Source organism: Sphingopyxis sp. Geo48 (genome assembly GCF_949769155.1).
Lineage (GTDB): Bacteria > Pseudomonadota > Alphaproteobacteria > Sphingomonadales > Sphingomonadaceae > Sphingopyxis.
In genome coordinates this window covers 521,735-536,788 of record NZ_CATKPA010000001.1, presented here as the reverse complement: position 1 = coordinate 536,788, position 15,054 = coordinate 521,735, and the positions used below count along the sequence as shown (strand labels likewise).

Sequence of the window (15,054 nt, the reverse complement as noted above, 5' to 3'; positions counted from 1 at the left end):
CGACCTGGGCGGACTCCGCCCCGCGCGCTCAGCGGGGCTTCGCCGGCCCCATCAGCCGGACGATGCTTTGTACCAGCCGTCGTTCCTCGCGCGTCGGCCGCGCCGCGACGACCTCGGCTGCTTCGGTGCGGCGTCCGAACATCGGCCGCCGGCGGGGTAGGAAGGTTGCATAACGCATGGGGAACGCCTCGCTCGCGCGGCCGCCCCCCGGCACCGCAATGGATCTGGTCCCCGCCCGCGATCCTCGCGCGGCGCGCTTGCCCAAATCTTAACGACTAAGGTTATTGCTTCCTTTGCGGCACACTGAAGGTGCCGGTGACGCGTCCGTTGGTCCCGCCGGTGACCGGATTGCCGTCGGGCCCGCGTGCGGCGCCGCGGCCGTCGACCGTCGCGCGGCCGCTGGTGAGGTCGATCACCAGCCGCCCGCCCTGCAGGTGATTGGCGCCCTGCTGCAACTGGACGTTGCCGACCATCGTGATCAGCCTTTTGTCGAGGTCATAGATCGCGACATTGCCCTTGGCGGTCTCGTCGCCCTTGTTCACCGTCACGCCGCCGGTGGCGTCGAGCCGGTTGACGTCGGTGCCGCCCGCCCGCGTATAGGCGACGGTCATCCGCGGCGCGCGCACCGTCAGCCCCGCCTGCGTTACCGTCACCCCGCCCGACAGCACGACGCGGTCGGCGCGATCCTGCACCTCGATGCTGCCGGCATTGAAATCGACCAGCGCGTTGCTGTTGTGATTCGCGAGCGCCTGCGCCTGCGCGGCGCTACCGCCCTGCCCCGCGCTCAGGATCGCAAGGCTGGTGAGTGCGAAGCCTGCGCCCGCGAGCAAGCCGCTCTTCATCGTCCAAAGCCCCTTCATTTACCCAGCGCTCCCTGGTTGATCCGCAGCCGCGCGTTGCCCGTCAGGCGCACGACGCGCTGGTCGAGGTCGGCCGACAGCTGGTTGGCCGAAAATTGTCCGATATTCAATGCGCCGTTGACTCCGCCGGTCCCGGCAAGGCTTCGGCTCTTGAGGTCGATTGCAACGTTGCTCGCGTCGAGCCGGTATCCGCTCGCGCTGCGTACCCGCACGGTCCCCGGCACCGACACCTTCTCGGTGTCCATATCATATTGCCCCTCGGCCGCGGCGATCGTCGCGGGGCCGTCATTGAGCCTGATCGCGCCCGACAGCTGGCTCATCCGCACGATCGGCTCGGCCGAACTCTTCTGTACCGCGCTCCCGGCGAGCAGCGCGAAGGGCTGGCCCTTCGAATCCTGGCCGCGATATTCGGCACGCGTCACCTTCATCCGCTCGCTCGCCATGTCGACCTTGTCCTTGGCGAGCAGGAAGCTGATTTCGGTGCGCTGGGTGAAGGGCGAAAAGACGAGCACCGCCGCGATCACCCCGATGACGAGCGGCAGGCCAAAGCGCAATATGCGCACGACGCGGTCGTGGCTCGACCCGCTTGCGGCCCACATGCGGCGCATGGTGCGATCATGGTCGGCGCGTTCGGACATTCGCGAATCGCTCTTCTTACGTGTGCGCGAAAATGTCGATTTCGGGCCAGCCCGCGAGATCGAGCGCCGCGCGCGTCGGCAGGAAATCGAAACAGGCCTGCGCCAGATGGGTGCGCCCTTCGCGCGCAAGCCGCACGTCGAGCACGTCCTTCATCGCATGGAGGAAGCGCACGTCGCTCGCGGCATAATCGCGCTGCGCGTCCGAAAGTTCCGCCGCGCCCCAGTCGCTCGATTGCTGCTGCTTCGACACATCCTGTCCCAGCAACTCGCGCACCAGCTCTTTGAGGCCATGTCGGTCGGTATAGGTACGGACCAGCTTCGATGCGATCTTGGTGCAATAGACGGGCGCCGTCACGATCCCCAGCGCATGCTCGATCGCGGCGATGTCAAACCGCGCAAAATGAAAGATTTTCAGCCGGTTCGGATCGGATAGCACCGCCTTCAGCACCGGGGCGTCATAGGCGCTGCCGGGGCCGAAGCGCACGAGATGCTCGTCGCCCGACCCGTCGCTGATCTGGACGACGCACAGCCGGTCGCGCAGCGGGTTCAAACCCATGGTTTCGGTGTCCACCGCGACCGCGCCGGGTCCCAGCGCGCCTTCGGGCAGATCTTCTTCGTGGAAATGGACAGTCATGGACCCCGCCTTAGGCCAAGCGGCCCCGCCGCTCAATGACTGGTTTCCCCGCACCCACCCCCCTTGCTCAAGCGCGCGGTAAAGCGTGCAAAATTCTGCTTCGGCTTTTTGAATTTTCTGTTCGCAGCCTGTGGATAATTAGGTTATATCTTGCGCTGTGTGTGGCACGGGGCGAGTCTGTGCCTGTGGTGAGTTGCGTCCCCGTCCGGCGCAAGGAGCCGGGTAAATGGGGTGCGGACGACCGAAAGCGACTATCAAGCAATGAGTTTCAACAAGGATCGCCGTGGCCATCGCGGACGCGGCAAGCGCGATGACTTCGGCAATTTCGACAGCTTCGAACCTGCGCCCTATGGCGGCGATAGCTATGGCGGCGGGCGCGGCGGCTTCGGAGACCGCGATCGCGGCGGTTTCGGCGGCGGTGACCGTGGCGGCGGCTTCGGCGGCGGCGATCGCGGCGGCGGCTTCGGCGGTGGGGACCGCGGTGGCTTCGGCGGCGGACGCGGCGGCGGGATGCCTGCGCAGGTCGTCGGCGAAGGCCAGGGCCAGGTGAAGTTCTTCAACCCGGCGAAGGGTTTCGGCTTCATTGCGCGCGACGACGGCGGCGAAGACGTGTTTGTGCACATCAGCGCCGTCGAACAGGCGGGGCTTCAGGGTCTCGCTTCGGGCCAGCCGCTCGGCTTCACGCTTGTCGAACGCAACGGCAAAGTGTCGGCAATCGATCTCAAGATCGAGGGCGAGCCGATGCCGGTCGAGGAATTCGCTCCGCGCCGCGACGATCGCGGCCCCGGCGGCGACCGTCCGGGCGGCGCCCGCGGCCGTCGCCAGCTGACCGGAGAGCGCACCTCGGGAACGGTCAAATTCTTCAATACGACGAAGGGCTTCGGCTTCATCGCGCGCGACGACGGACAGGCCGATGCCTTCGTTCACATCAGCGCGGTGCAGCGCGCCGGCATGGCGGGCCTCGAAGAGGGTGACCGCGTCGCCTTTGACATCGAGGTCGACGATCGCGGCAAGTTCGCCGCAGTGAACCTGCAGCCGTCGCAGGACTGAGTCCCGATACAATCGATGCAGGAAAGGGCGGCCTTCGGGCCGCCCTTTTTGTTTGGGCGCAAGGCCAGCGTCGGCGGGTGGCGGCCGTCCACGCCGCCCAAACGAAAAAGGGCGCCGCGTTGCCGCAGCGCCCTTTTCTCGAATCAGGATCCCGAACGGGAGACGGTCTTACTTGATACCGTCGCGCTCCATCCGCTTGCGCTCCATCTTGCGGGCGCGGCGGACAGCGGCGGCACGCTCGCGGGCGCGCTTTTCGCTGGGCTTCTCGTAGTGACGGCGCAGCTTCATTTCGCGATACACGCCCTCACGCTGCAGCTTCTTCTTGAGCGCGCGAAGGGCCTGGTCGACATTATTGTCGCGAACGATGATCTGCATACGCCGTGTCGTCTCCTGTTCGTCAAACGGCCTGTGTCCCCGGCTTCGTTCCGGTTCGCCATAGGTCGCCGATATTCGGGCAATAAAAGAAGCGCCGCAAAAGCGCGACGTTCCGATAGAGCGCCACTAGAGAGATTCGCGCGGAAATGCAAGCCCCAACGCGGCAAAGCGCGACAATCATGGCGCAGAAGGCCGTCAGGCGGGATTGTGCGCCCCCCTTTTGCTGTGGCATAGGTAGCAGGACGAAACCGATAGAGGAAGAGGACTGCCCCATGGCCACGCAGCTCAAGCGCAACAGCAAATACAGCGAAGCCGAATGGACCGCGCGGCAGGAACTCGCCGCCTGCTATCGCATCTTCGCGATGATGGGCTGGGACGAGATGATCTTCAACCACATCACGGTGAAGCTCGAGGATCAGGAAGGCGCCTTCCTGATCAACCCCTATGGCATGCATTTCAGCGAAGTCACCGCGTCGAGCCTGATCAAGATCGACATCGACGGCAACAAGCTCGACGAGGATAATCCCTGGCACGTCAACAAGGCGGGCTTCGTCCAGCACAGCCTGTTCCACCGCGTGTTGCCCGACGCGCATGCGATCATCCACACCCATACGACCGCGACGATGGCGGTATGCGGGCTCGAGGGCGGGCTGCAGCCGACCAATTTCTATGCCTGCAATTTCATGGGTCAGCTCGCCTATCATGATTTCGAGGGCGTCACGGTGCGCGAAGAAGAAGGCGCGCGGCTGGTCGAGCACCTCGGCGACAAGCGCATCCTGATGCTGCGCAACCACGGCCCCGTCGTGATGGGCAAGTCGCTGACCGACGCCTTCATCAAATATTGGGCGCTCCAGCGCGCGTGCGAGATCCAGCTTGCGACGATGAGCATGGGCAAGCCGATCCTGGTTGGCGACGATGTGATCAAGGTCCACCAGCGCGACCTCTATATGGCGGCGATCCCCGGCCAGTCGGGCAAGGCCGAGTTCGATGCGATGGTGCGCAAGGTCGACAAGATCGACACGAGCTGGCGTGACTAATCCGGCGGGGTCGTTACTAGGGGCCCTATGACGCGCTTCTCGGTCAACGACCGTCCGGTCGAATATCGCATGGATCCCGAAACGCCCCTGCTGTGGGCGCTGCGCGACGCGTCGAACCTGACTGGCACCAAATATGGCTGCGGCACCGGCGACTGCGGCGCCTGCACCGTCGATATCGATGGCGAGGCGATCCGCAGCTGCCTCGTCACGATCGCCGAGTGCGAGGGCCGATTCGTCACCACGATCGAGGCGCTGTCGCGCGACCGCAGCCATCCGGTGCAGCAGGCATGGGTCGCCGAACAGGTGCCGCAATGCGGCTTCTGCCAGTCGGGGATGATCATGGCCGCCGCCGCGCTGCTGCGGAAGAACAGCAACCCGAGCGATGCCGAGATCGATGCGGCGATGACGAACATCTGCCGCTGCGGCACCTATCCCCGGATTCGCACGGCAATCCGCCGCGCCGGCCGGGTCATGCGCGGCGAGGAACGCATCGCCGCCGCGCCGCCGCCGGGCATCCGCCCCGCCGACGCCGCACGCGCCGTGCCCGCGCTCAAAACCCCGCATGGCAACTAGCGGATTTTCCGTTCATGTAGCTGAACCGCAGGCAACAGCGATGTTCAGCCGCTAATCATCTTGCCTCCGGTAACTTTCGATTCATCTTCCCGATCGGCTGGGTGCCGGATGGGATTCTGGAGTGAAGCCGAGATGAAGAAGATGTTCGGAGGGCTGCTGATCGCAGCGACGATCCTCACCCCGATAGCGCCGGCCGCCGCCCAGGCGAATGGCGAGCGCATCCAGATCGCCCAGCGCGGCGATCGCGGCGGCGAGCGCGGGCCGCGCGGCCCCGAAGCGCGCCGCGGCGACTGGAACGGCGGCGGCCAGCGCGTCGAGCGTCAGCGGGGCCAAAACGCCCCGCAGACGCAGCAGGTGCAGCAGGCACCGCGCGGCGACCGCGGCAACAATAGCTGGAACGGCCAGCGCCAGCGCAGCGAAGGGCAGCGACAGTGGCAGGGCCAGGGCCAGCGCGGCGATGCGCAGCGCCCGGTCGCGCAGCAGCAGCGCGTGCAGGGCCAGCGCGGCACCTATGACCGCAACAACAACGGCCGCACCGACCGCCAATGGGATCGCAATCGCGACGGCCAGGTCGATCGTCAGTGGGACCGCAACGACAACAACCGCGTCGATCGCCGCTACGACCGCAATCGCAACGGCGATCTCGACCGCCGCTGGGATCGCAACAACGACAATCGCGTCGACCGGCGCTGGGACAATAACCGCAACGGATATGTCGACCGGCGCTATCGCGACGGCCGTCCGGGCAACAACTGGAACCGCAGCTGGCGCGACGACCGCCGCTACGACTGGCGAAGCTACCGCGACCGGAACCGCAGCTATTATCGCATGCCGCGTTACTACAACCCCTATCGCGGCTATGGCTACACGCGCTTCAGCATCGGCTTCACGCTCGGGTCGCTCTTCTACGGCCAGCGCTACTGGATCAACGATCCCTGGTATTATCGCCTGCCGCCGGCCTACGGGGACTATCGCTGGGTCCGCTATTATGACGATGCGCTGCTTGTCGACGTCTATAGCGGCCGCGTGGTCGACGTGATCTACGACTTCTTCTGGTAACATCCTTTCGGTTATCAGAGGCAAACTGAGGGGCCGGCCTTCCGGCCCCTCTTTTAATCGACCGGCGTTTACCCGCTTGCCCTCCCCCGCCCGCCGCGCCACGATCGCGTGACAACATGAGGGGAAATATCATGCGCTCAATCCGACTGGTCGCGGCAGCGACGCTCGCGCTGCTGAGCGGCACTGCGATAGCCAAAACCACCGTCGTCTATGCAGGGCGCGTCATCACCGACGCGAGCAAGCCGGCGCTGGGGCCCTCGACCGTCGTCGTCACCGACGATCGCATCACCTCGATCGCGCCCGGTCGCGGCGAGGCGCCAGCGGGCGCCGAGATCGTCGATCTTGGTGACAAGACGCTGCTCCCCGGCCTGATCGACCTCCACGTCCACCTGACCGGCGATCCAGGCGGCGATTATCGCAGCGAAGCAGTGGATCCCGACGAATGGGGCGTCGTCGTCGGTGCCAAGAATGCGCGCCTCACCTTGCGCGCAGGCTTCACCACCGTCCGCGAGGCGGGATCGGCGCAATATACCGCTTTCGCGCTGCGGCGCGGCACTGCCGAGGGGATGATCGAAGGTCCGCGGATCGTCGCGGCCGGTCCCCCGCTGTCGATCATCGGCGGGCATGGCGACGTCACCGGCTTTCGCGAGGACGTCCACGCCGTGCTCGATCAGGGCTATACCTGCACCGGCGCGGTCGAATGCGCCGAGAAGGTGCGCGAGGCGTCGCGCGCGGGCGCCGACGTCATCAAGATCACTGCGACCGGCGGCGTGCTGTCGCAGCAGGGGCGCGGGCTCGAAGGCCATTTCTCGAATGCCGAACTCGTCAGCATCGCCGACACCGCGCATTCGCTGGGGCTGAGGGTGATGGCGCACGCACACGGCGCGCGCGGCATCGAGTCGGCCGCAGCAGCGGGGATCGACAGCATCGAGCACGGCACCTTCGCCGACGACGCAGCGCTCAAGGTCATGAAGGCGAAGGGAAGCTATCTGGTCCCCACGCTGATGGCGTTCGAGGGCATCAAGGAGCGCCTCGGCAAGGGCATCTATACGCCGACGGTCGAGGCCAAGGTGCGGATGACGATGAACGATGTCGGCAAGGCGGTGGGGCGCGCCAAGGCGCTGGGCGTCCCGATCGCCTTCGGCACCGACGCTGGCGTGTTCGAGCATGGCCGTAATGCGGGCGAATTCGCCCTGCTGGTGAAATATGGCCTGACCCCGCGCGAGGCGCTGGCGAGCGCAACGACGGTCGCCGCGAAATTGCTGTCGATGGAGGATCAGATCGGACGGATCGCGCCCGGCATGTCGGCCGACATGATCGCCGTCGCGGGCGATCCGCTGAGCGATGTTGCAGTGCTGGAGAAGGTCGACTGGGTGATGGTGCGCGGCCGCGCCGCCGACTGACCGTCGCTCACGCGGCGCGGTGGACGCGCGGACGAACCGCCTTCGCCTTGACGGGGCGAACGAGCGCTCCCGTATCCACCGCCTCGGCAAACTGCACTCCGACGCGGCTTTCGGTCGACCAGCGGGCCTGACCGTCGACTCGCACCTCTGGCGTGAATTCGAGCGACAATAGCGTTCCCTCGGGCACATTCCACAGGCCTTCGAGCAGCGCGCCGCGCGACGACAGGTTGCGCACGATCGCTTCATAGCGATGTCCGCCGCTTTCGACCTGTATCGTGCGGAAGGTGCGGACGCGCGGCTCACGTGCGCTCTTGAACCCGCGCGCGATTGCAAGGCCGCCCTGCTCGGCCAGCAGCGCCTCCACCTCATCGAGATCCATCGGCTTGCCGTAGATATAGCCTTGAACGTGGCTGCACCCGAGCCCGCGGATCAGCGCGAGGTCGTCGTGCGTCTCGACCCCTTCCGCCGTGGTTTCCATCCCCAGCGCGTCGGCAAGTCCGACGATCGACGAGATGATCGCGGCGTTCATGCTGTTCCTGTCGGCCGCGCCGAGCACGAAGCTCTGGTCGATCTTGATCTTGTCGAACGGCGCCTTCTTCAGATAGCCGAGCGCCGAATAGCCTGTTCCGAAATCGTCGAGCGCGAGGCGGACGCCAGTGCGTTTCAACTTCTGGAACATCTCCAGATTCGCGGGGCTTTCGTCGAGGAAGACGCCCTCGGTAATCTCAAGCTCGAGCTGGCCGGGCTCGATCCCCGCTGCCGCAACAGCGTTCAGGATCGTCAAGGGCAGCTTCTCGTTCGCGAACTGGCGCGGCGAGACATTGACCGCGACGCGATAGTCGGGGCCCAGCCGCGCGATCGTCGCGCAGGCGGTCCGGATGATCCACTCGCCGATCGGGATGATCAGGTTCGATTCCTCGGCGATCGGGATGAACTTCGACGGACTGACGATCTCCGCCGACTCGCGGCGCCAGCGGATCAGCGCCTCAAAGCCCGAAATCCGCTCGCTCTTCACATCGACGATCGGTTGATAGAGCAACTGCAACTCGTCGTTCGCCAGCGCATCGCGCAGCGAATCCTCGATCGCCTTCCGCTCGCTCGCCTGATTGTGCATCGCGTCGGCATAGAAACGGTGGACGCCGCGCCCGGCGTCCTTCGCAGCATAGAGCGCGAGGTCGGCATTGCGGACCAGGGCCGACGCGGTCACGCCGCCGCCTTCCGACATCGCAATGCCGATCGACGACCCGATCCGCACCTGCTCATTCTCGATCGCGAAGGGCTTGGCGAGGCTGAGGATGATGGCGTTGGCGATTCCTGCCAGCTTCTCGGGCTCGACGATCTGCGGCAGCACGATCTGGAACTCGTCGCCGCCGAGACGGCCGACCTGCCCCTTGTCGCCGATGATCTGCGTGAGCCGGCCCGCGACCTGCTGCAGCAACTGGTCGCCCGCGGGGTGCCCCATCGTATCGTTGACCGCCTTGAAGCGGTCGAGATCCATCAAAAGCAGCGCGCAGGGCTGCACCTGTCCCATATGGTTGCGCAGCGCGCGTTCGAGCAATTCGGTGATATGCAGCCGATTGGCGAGGCCCGTCAGCGTGTCGTAGCGCGCGAGCTGCTTGATCTCGCGTTCGGATTTCTTCTTGTCGGTGAGGTCGGTTCCCGAACCGCGAAAGCCCTGAAAATTGCCAAGCTCGTTGCTGATCGGATGCCCCGAGATCGACCACCAGCGCTCCTCGCCCGGCACCGCCGCCAGCACCGTGAGTTCGTTGAAGGGCGTGCGCGACGACAGGCTGAAGCCCAGCGTCCGCTCCTCGCTCTCGTCATTGCCGAGCCGCTTGCGGATGATCTCGGTGAACGGACGGCCGAGGACGTCGGACAGCGAGAGGCCGAGTTTCGCAACGACCGTCGGGGAAATATAGACGAGGTGACCATTGCGGTCGGTCTCCCAGAACCAGCCGCGCCCCGCGCGCTCGAAATCGCGCATCAGGCCGAGCGCGCGTTGCTGTTCACTGATCGTCGTCCTGCTGGCGCGCGTCGCGCGCATTTGCCGGCGGACATCGTGGCGAAGCATCACGATGAGCAGGCCGAGGAAGACGAGCCCGGCGACACCGAAGGGCCAGGACGCGATCCCGATCGCGCCGCCGACCGCGGTCGCGCCGGCGAAGGCGAAAAAGGCGGGGCGCTGGATCGCCGATGCCGCCGCCGCGACGAGGATCACACCGAGCTGGACCGCCGAGAATGCGTCGAAATAGGGGCGCCCGTCGTGGACGGCGACTGCGGAGAAAGTCGCCGCCGAACATAGCATCGTTCCCAATGTCACCAGCGAGAAACTAACGGCGAGAATGGCCTGGATGCGGTTCACGGGCAGCTTGCGCCAACCGCGCGACATCTGCCCGATGATCGTCAGCGCCAGGTCGCAGACCAGGCCCGCCCCCATGACGAACCACTGCGAAGGATGGCGGAGAAAGCCCTCGACACCGGGGAAAAAGGCGAAGGAGAGGAAGGCGAGCGTGCGCGCGAAAAAGACATAATGCCAAAGCTGCGCGACGCGCAGCAGGCGCATCGCGAACTCGGGTGTTGCAAACGGCGACGCGCCCCCACCGGGCATATCGCGTTCGGCTGGCCGCAGGATATGATGCTTAACCCCCAAAAAAAACGCCCCAATCCGCTCAACTGCCCCCTCCCGTCTCTGTCGGGAAAGGGGTTTCCAAATCCTTACCGCCACCGCCCCCGTTTCCCCCGATCCTGTACCAAAACGGAAGGGGTTGGGTTTCGGATCGCAACGGGTTAGACTGGTCGCATGCCTGCCGTCCGCCTGCTGCCGCCCGACCGTTTTTTCGACCGCGCCGAATGGACCGCGATCACCGCGCCGTCGCGCTGGCGCGGGCCCTGGCTCGTGGCCCACGCATGGATCGTCAGCATCGCCGCGGTCGGCCTCGCCGCATGGAGCGGCAATCCGCTTGCCTGGCTGCTCGCCGTGATCATCGTCGGAGGGCGCCAGCTCGGCCTCGCGATCCTGATGCATGAGGCGGCACACGGCTTGCTGCACCCCAATCGCAAGGTGAATAACTTCCTTGGCCAGTGGCTTACGGGCGCCGCGATCGGGTCGGACCTGATCGCCTATCGCACCTATCATCTTCAGCATCACAAATTCACGCAGCAACCCGAAGACCCCGACCTGTCGCTGTCAAAGCCTTTCCCCACCACGCGGGCCAGCCTCGGACGCAAGGTGCTGCGCGACCTGACCGGCCAGACCTTTTTCAAGCAGCGCATGGCGCAGTTCGGATTCGCCTTCAAAGGCCTGAAGGCGATGCTGCGCGGCGAAACGATTGAAAACGGCCGTGCGAGTACCAAGGCGGGGACGCCGTTCAACAAGCAGTCGGACGACGGCATGACGTCACCGACGATCGACGTCGCGGGCGCGATGGCGGTGACGCGTGCGGTGGGGCGTTTCCTCGCCGTGCAAGTGGTGCTGCTGACGGCTTCGCTCGCGCTCTATGGCTGGACGCCCTATCTGCTGTGGCTCGCCGGGCTGGCGACGACCTTTCAGCTTTATCTTCGCATTCGCAACATCGCCGAACATGCCTGCACGACCACCGGCAGTCAGGATCCCTTCACCCATGCGCGCACGACCTATGCCGGCTGGATCGCGCGCGCGACGGTCGCTCCATATTGGGTGAATTATCACGCCGAACATCATCTGTTCATGGGTGTGCCCTGCTATCGCCTGCCTGCCGTCCACGCGATGCTGGGGTCGCAGGACAAGCATCGGGCGATGACGATCGCGCCGAACTACCGCGCGGTGCTACGGCAGGTTACGGCAAAGGCCTAGTCGGCCAGGATCAGCACGCCGTCGGCGAGCCAGCGGCCGAGCCAGGCCGCGAGCGATTCCATCGCCCCCGCCTCCCCCATCGCGGCGATGACATGTGCGCTGAGGTCGGTGAAGCTGGAACCGGCTTCGAACCGCGCCAGCGCGTCGGCCTCCGCTTCCGGCAGGCTACGGAAACTCGGCTGCTGGCCGCTCCGCCAGACGAGCAACGCGACAGGCGACGCAAAGGCTACCGGCTCGGGCGGCTCCTGTTCGGCATCGAGCGCGCTCCACAACGCTGCGACGTTGAAGCGCACCCGAAGCAAACGCACGGAGGGATGCAGCACGAGGCGCTGCTCGATCCATGCGTCGCCAAGCGCGCCGACCGCCGCGGCATCTAGCATCGCGGTGTCGCGCGCATCGAAAGCATGACGGAGCGCCCAGTCGAGCGCTGCAAGCTCGGCAAGCTCGCCGTCAGCGGGAAAATGTTTGGCGAGGAACGCCGGCAACGCCTCGCCATAATAGCGCAGGTTCCGCGTCGTTGACGGGTGCGCAGTCACATAGGCTTGCGCGACGTTATCGAACTGCTCGTCGCCCAGATAGGCGTGGAGCCGCTCATAATGATCGGCGACGACGCCGGTCAGGCTGGCGCGGTAATTGTTGCGATAGATGTCGAGCCGTCGGCGGGCGCCGACGCGGTCGTCGTCGACGATCAGCTCCTCCGCCTCCCCATCGTCGCCGACGATGCCGGCAAGGAAGCGCCGCTGCATCTCCCGCAGCGTCTCAGGCATGCTCGGGCTCCAGCGCGCGCGCCGCAAGCGCCCGGGCGCAATCGAGTTCGTCGAGCACGTCGGCAAGCGGCGGAATGGCGTCGTCGCGCTCGATCATCGTTGCGACGGATCCGAACCGCCTGATCGCGCTCGCATAAAGATCCCATACCGCGTCGCAGACGTCGGCATCGTGGGTGTCGATGACATAATCGCCCATGTCGCTGTGCCCGGCGAGGTGAATCTGCTGGATGCGGTCCACCGGCAGCCCCGCCAGATAGTCCTCGGGATCGAAGCCGTGATTGCGCGCGCTGACATAGATATTGTTGACGTCGAGCAGCAGCAGACAGTCGGCGCGCCCGGCCATTTCGGCGAGGAACTCCCATTCGCTGCGGTCGGACGAGCGAAAGGTCACATAGCTCGACGGATTTTCGATCAGGATGCGGCGGCCGAGATAATCCTGCACACGGCCGATATTCTCGACGACGCAGTCGAGCGCGGGCGCATCATAGGGGAGCGGCAGCAGGTCGTGCGTGTTATGCGCATTGATCCCGGTCCAGCAAAGATGGTCGGAAATCCAAAGCGGTTCAACGCGTCTTTCGAGCGCCTTCAACGCAGCGAGATAATCCATGTCGAGCGGCTCGTCGGACCCGATCGACAGCGACACGCCATGCATGACCATCGGATAATCGGCGCGGATCGCATCGAGCATCGCAAGCGGCTTGCCGCCCGGCACCATGTAGTTTTCGGAAATGATCTCCAGCCAGTCCACCGGCTGGGGCTCACGCAGGAAATCGGGGTAATGATCGGGGCGCAACCCCAGGCCAAAACCCGGCGAAGGCGCGGTCTTGCGATCGGGTTCAATCACGCGTCGTCTCCATGGCGAACGAAGCGGTCCGGCGCGTAGCCGGACCCGCCCGTCTTCGCGTCAGACGCCGATTTTGCCGCCGTCCGTCAGGCATTTGCCCGCCGCAATCTTCTTGAAGCCCTTGCCCTTGCAGCTGTTGGCGCCGGCGCAGCTGTTGCCCGCGGTGCTGCAGCCCGAATCGCCGCTGCACGAGGCCGCTTCGGTTTTGCAATCGGACGAGCCCTTGCAGCTGTTGACGCCATAGCATTTCACCGTGTCGTTGGCGCCGATCTGCTTCGGCAACGGCTTGTCGGCCGCGATCGCGGCGCTCGACAGCGCGAGCGCGGTGGCCGAGGCGGCAATCATACCGGCGAGTTTGTTGCTATTCATGTGATCGTCCCTTCCCTTGGTTGTCCAGATAAAGGTGGAGCGACTCGTCGCCCCCGTGCTTTTGTCACACGACCCGAGGGCCTTGTGGCATGATCTGGATCACAGGCGAAGGGATTTCCCGTGCGGCGGGACGGTTCGCCGCACGGGAAAGATTGGACGATCAGCGCGGGATCAGCCGAGGTCGCCGATCACGCCGCCGTCCGACAGGCACTTGGCCGCGGCCATCGCCTTGAAGCCGTGGCCCTTGCATTCGTTCTGGCCCTTGCATTCGTTCGACGCGGTCTTGCAGTCGGCGGTGCCCTTGCAGCTGTTGACGCCGTAGCAGTGGACGGTGTCCTTGGCGCCGACCGCGGCGCCCGAGCTGCCCGCCGGAGCGGGCGCGGCCATGGCGGCGCCGGCGAGCGCGAGGGCGGTGGCCGAAGCGGCGATGGCGGCGGCGAATTTGTTGCTGGTCATGATGATTTCCTCCGAAGACAGGATGGCGCGGCACGATACCGGTCCACGGAGGGATATTCGGATGCGCCGAAAGAAGGTTACAGCGCCGCCGCGTTTATCCGGCGCTCGACACGAAGCGCGCGCCGGCGCGGTCCTTCACCGTCGTTTCGGGGTCGAAGATCATGCCATTCATCGCGATATAGACGCCCGGAGGCAGCGTTTGCGCGGCGGCAAGCGCGAAACCCACATTGAATTCGGCATCGCTTGCGCGCACCGATGCGGGTTGCATCGCCCCGGTCATGACGATCGTTTTGCCTGGGATCCCTGCGAGAACGCGACCCGTAACGACCATCGTGTCCGTCCCGTGCGTCACGAGAATGCGGCCTGCATCGCTCGCGGCGACCGCGGCGCGGATCGTCTCGCGGTCGGCGTCGGTCAGCTCGAGGCTGTCTTTGCGCATCAGCTGGGTGACGCGGTGCGGAACATGGACGTTGTTCTCGCGCAGCATGTCGGGGATCGCCGCGGGGCCGATCTGGAATTCCGACAAGGCATCGAAATAGACCTTGTCGATCGTCCCACCCGTCGTGAAAATGTCGATCACGCGCATTCGTCCTGGACCGGCAGGGCCGGGGTGCCGTCGGGAGCCGCGAACGGCTGCTTGAAGGTGAAGGCTTCGGGACCCGGCCCGCTTGCTTCGAGCATCGCAAGCCGCGCCATCCCCTCCGCCACCGTCGGACGGTGGCCCGCGGGCACCCACCACAGCACCTGATAGACGGCGATATGGTCGAACCATTCCTTGCGCCGCCGCATGATCGAAAGATGCTCGGGCTGGCGATAGACGAAGGCCGCGAGCGCATCGAGGTCGCGCCACACCGACATGTTCGGGATGACCAGCGGATCGTCGGTGACGGCCACATCGGTCGCGTCATTGCCCTCGCCGGTCAGCCGCCAGACGAAGCCGTCGCTCGCCTCGGCGATCGCGTTGACGCCGTCGAGCGCCGCCATGAAGTCGCGGTTCGCGACATGGTCGGCGGGCAGGCGGAAGCGCGCGATATTGATCTGCGCGAGTTCATAGTCCGCCATGTTATCCTCCCAATAAACGTCCGTTCGCATCGAGCGAAGTCGAGATGCCTTGGCTTGGCACTACGCCGCAACGTGTCTCGACTTCGCTCGACACG

General features: G+C 65.5%; 18 protein-coding genes. 6 read left to right on the top strand and 12 right to left on the bottom strand.

What is annotated here, in order from left to right; translation table 11 throughout:
* Nucleotides 1–28 precede the first annotated feature (28 nt).
* From QOL79_RS02790 to QOL79_RS02775, 4 genes are all read right to left on the bottom strand, one after another.
* On the bottom strand, nucleotides 29–178 hold the full coding sequence (locus QOL79_RS02790) for a hypothetical protein (RefSeq protein WP_204993199.1): 150 nt from the start codon (nucleotides 176–178) through the stop codon (nucleotides 29–31).
* A 103-nt stretch (nucleotides 179–281) separates the two neighbouring features.
* Complete coding sequence (locus QOL79_RS02785; protein WP_283418546.1) at nucleotides 282–860, bottom strand: LptA/OstA family protein; 579 nt, start codon at nucleotides 858–860, stop codon at nucleotides 282–284.
* A complete protein-coding gene (gene lptC, locus QOL79_RS02780) occupies nucleotides 857–1,498 on the bottom strand; it encodes an LPS export ABC transporter periplasmic protein LptC (RefSeq protein ID WP_282946834.1) in 642 nt (213 codons plus the stop codon). The genes QOL79_RS02785 and lptC overlap by 4 nt, the downstream gene beginning before the upstream one ends.
* Nucleotides 1,499–1,514: 16 nt before the next feature.
* On the bottom strand, nucleotides 1,515–2,132 hold the full coding sequence (locus QOL79_RS02775) for a ribonuclease D (protein ID WP_283418545.1): 618 nt from the start codon (nucleotides 2,130–2,132) through the stop codon (nucleotides 1,515–1,517).
* A gap of 261 nt (nucleotides 2,133–2,393) precedes the next feature.
* On the opposite strand from QOL79_RS02775, the gene QOL79_RS02770 reads away from it, so the two are divergent.
* A complete protein-coding gene (locus QOL79_RS02770) occupies nucleotides 2,394–3,182 on the top strand; it encodes a cold-shock protein (RefSeq protein WP_204993203.1) in 789 nt (262 codons plus the stop codon).
* Nucleotides 3,183–3,350: 168 nt separating this feature from the next.
* On the opposite strand, the gene rpsU is transcribed toward QOL79_RS02770, so the two are convergent.
* The gene (gene rpsU / locus QOL79_RS02765) at nucleotides 3,351–3,557 is read right to left on the bottom strand and encodes a 30S ribosomal protein S21 (protein ID WP_003047635.1); all 207 of its coding nucleotides are present in this window, start codon (nucleotides 3,555–3,557) and stop codon (nucleotides 3,351–3,353) included.
* Nucleotides 3,558–3,829: 272 nt separating this feature from the next.
* On the opposite strand from rpsU, the gene QOL79_RS02760 reads away from it, so the two are divergent.
* From QOL79_RS02760 to QOL79_RS02745, 4 genes are all read left to right on the top strand, one after another.
* Nucleotides 3,830–4,594, top strand: a complete 765-nt coding sequence (locus QOL79_RS02760) for a class II aldolase/adducin family protein (protein ID WP_058454501.1) — start codon at nucleotides 3,830–3,832, stop codon at nucleotides 4,592–4,594.
* A gap of 27 nt (nucleotides 4,595–4,621) precedes the next feature.
* A complete protein-coding gene (locus QOL79_RS02755; RefSeq protein ID WP_058454502.1) occupies nucleotides 4,622–5,167 on the top strand; it encodes a (2Fe-2S)-binding protein in 546 nt (181 codons plus the stop codon).
* Nucleotides 5,168–5,275: 108 nt separating this feature from the next.
* Nucleotides 5,276–6,226: an RcnB family protein gene (locus QOL79_RS02750; RefSeq protein WP_283418544.1), complete on the top strand. Its 951-nt coding sequence runs from the start codon at nucleotides 5,276–5,278 to the stop codon at nucleotides 6,224–6,226.
* Between the two features lie 131 nt (nucleotides 6,227–6,357).
* Nucleotides 6,358–7,629 carry a metal-dependent hydrolase family protein gene (locus QOL79_RS02745; RefSeq protein ID WP_283418543.1) on the top strand — a complete coding sequence of 424 codons (1,272 nt, stop codon included), beginning with the start codon at nucleotides 6,358–6,360 and terminating at the stop codon, nucleotides 7,627–7,629.
* 7 nt (nucleotides 7,630–7,636) lie between these two features.
* On the opposite strand, the gene QOL79_RS02740 is transcribed toward QOL79_RS02745, so the two are convergent.
* Nucleotides 7,637–10,192 carry an EAL domain-containing protein gene (locus QOL79_RS02740; RefSeq protein WP_283418542.1) on the bottom strand — a complete coding sequence of 852 codons (2,556 nt, stop codon included), beginning with the start codon at nucleotides 10,190–10,192 and terminating at the stop codon, nucleotides 7,637–7,639.
* 237 nt (nucleotides 10,193–10,429) lie between these two features.
* Here QOL79_RS02740 and QOL79_RS02735 point away from each other — a divergent pair, with 237 nt between their 5' ends.
* A complete protein-coding gene (locus tag QOL79_RS02735; protein ID WP_058454506.1) occupies nucleotides 10,430–11,461 on the top strand; it encodes a fatty acid desaturase family protein in 1,032 nt (343 codons plus the stop codon).
* On the opposite strand, the gene QOL79_RS02730 is transcribed toward QOL79_RS02735, so the two are convergent.
* From QOL79_RS02730 to QOL79_RS02705, 6 genes are all read right to left on the bottom strand, one after another.
* A complete protein-coding gene (locus tag QOL79_RS02730; protein ID WP_283418541.1) occupies nucleotides 11,458–12,228 on the bottom strand; it encodes an HvfC/BufC N-terminal domain-containing protein in 771 nt (256 codons plus the stop codon). The genes QOL79_RS02735 and QOL79_RS02730 overlap by 4 nt on opposite strands.
* Entirely contained in the window at nucleotides 12,221–13,069 is an 849-nt protein-coding gene (gene bufB, locus QOL79_RS02725; protein WP_283419034.1) for an MNIO family bufferin maturase, read from the bottom strand. Before bufB ends, QOL79_RS02730 begins: the two co-directional genes overlap by 8 nt.
* A 63-nt stretch (nucleotides 13,070–13,132) precedes the next feature.
* Nucleotides 13,133–13,441: a hypothetical protein gene (locus tag QOL79_RS02720; protein WP_058454509.1), complete on the bottom strand. Its 309-nt coding sequence runs from the start codon at nucleotides 13,439–13,441 to the stop codon at nucleotides 13,133–13,135.
* A 171-nt stretch (nucleotides 13,442–13,612) separates the two neighbouring features.
* On the bottom strand, nucleotides 13,613–13,897 hold the full coding sequence (bufA2, locus tag QOL79_RS02715; RefSeq protein WP_058454510.1) for a BufA2 family periplasmic bufferin-type metallophore: 285 nt from the start codon (nucleotides 13,895–13,897) through the stop codon (nucleotides 13,613–13,615).
* A 94-nt stretch (nucleotides 13,898–13,991) separates the two neighbouring features.
* The gene (locus QOL79_RS02710) at nucleotides 13,992–14,477 is read right to left on the bottom strand and encodes an asparaginase domain-containing protein (RefSeq protein WP_282946809.1); all 486 of its coding nucleotides are present in this window, start codon (nucleotides 14,475–14,477) and stop codon (nucleotides 13,992–13,994) included.
* Entirely contained in the window at nucleotides 14,474–14,959 is a 486-nt protein-coding gene (locus QOL79_RS02705; protein ID WP_282946808.1) for a DUF3291 domain-containing protein, read from the bottom strand. Before QOL79_RS02705 ends, QOL79_RS02710 begins: the two co-directional genes overlap by 4 nt.
* Between the last annotated feature and the right edge of the window lie 95 nt (nucleotides 14,960–15,054).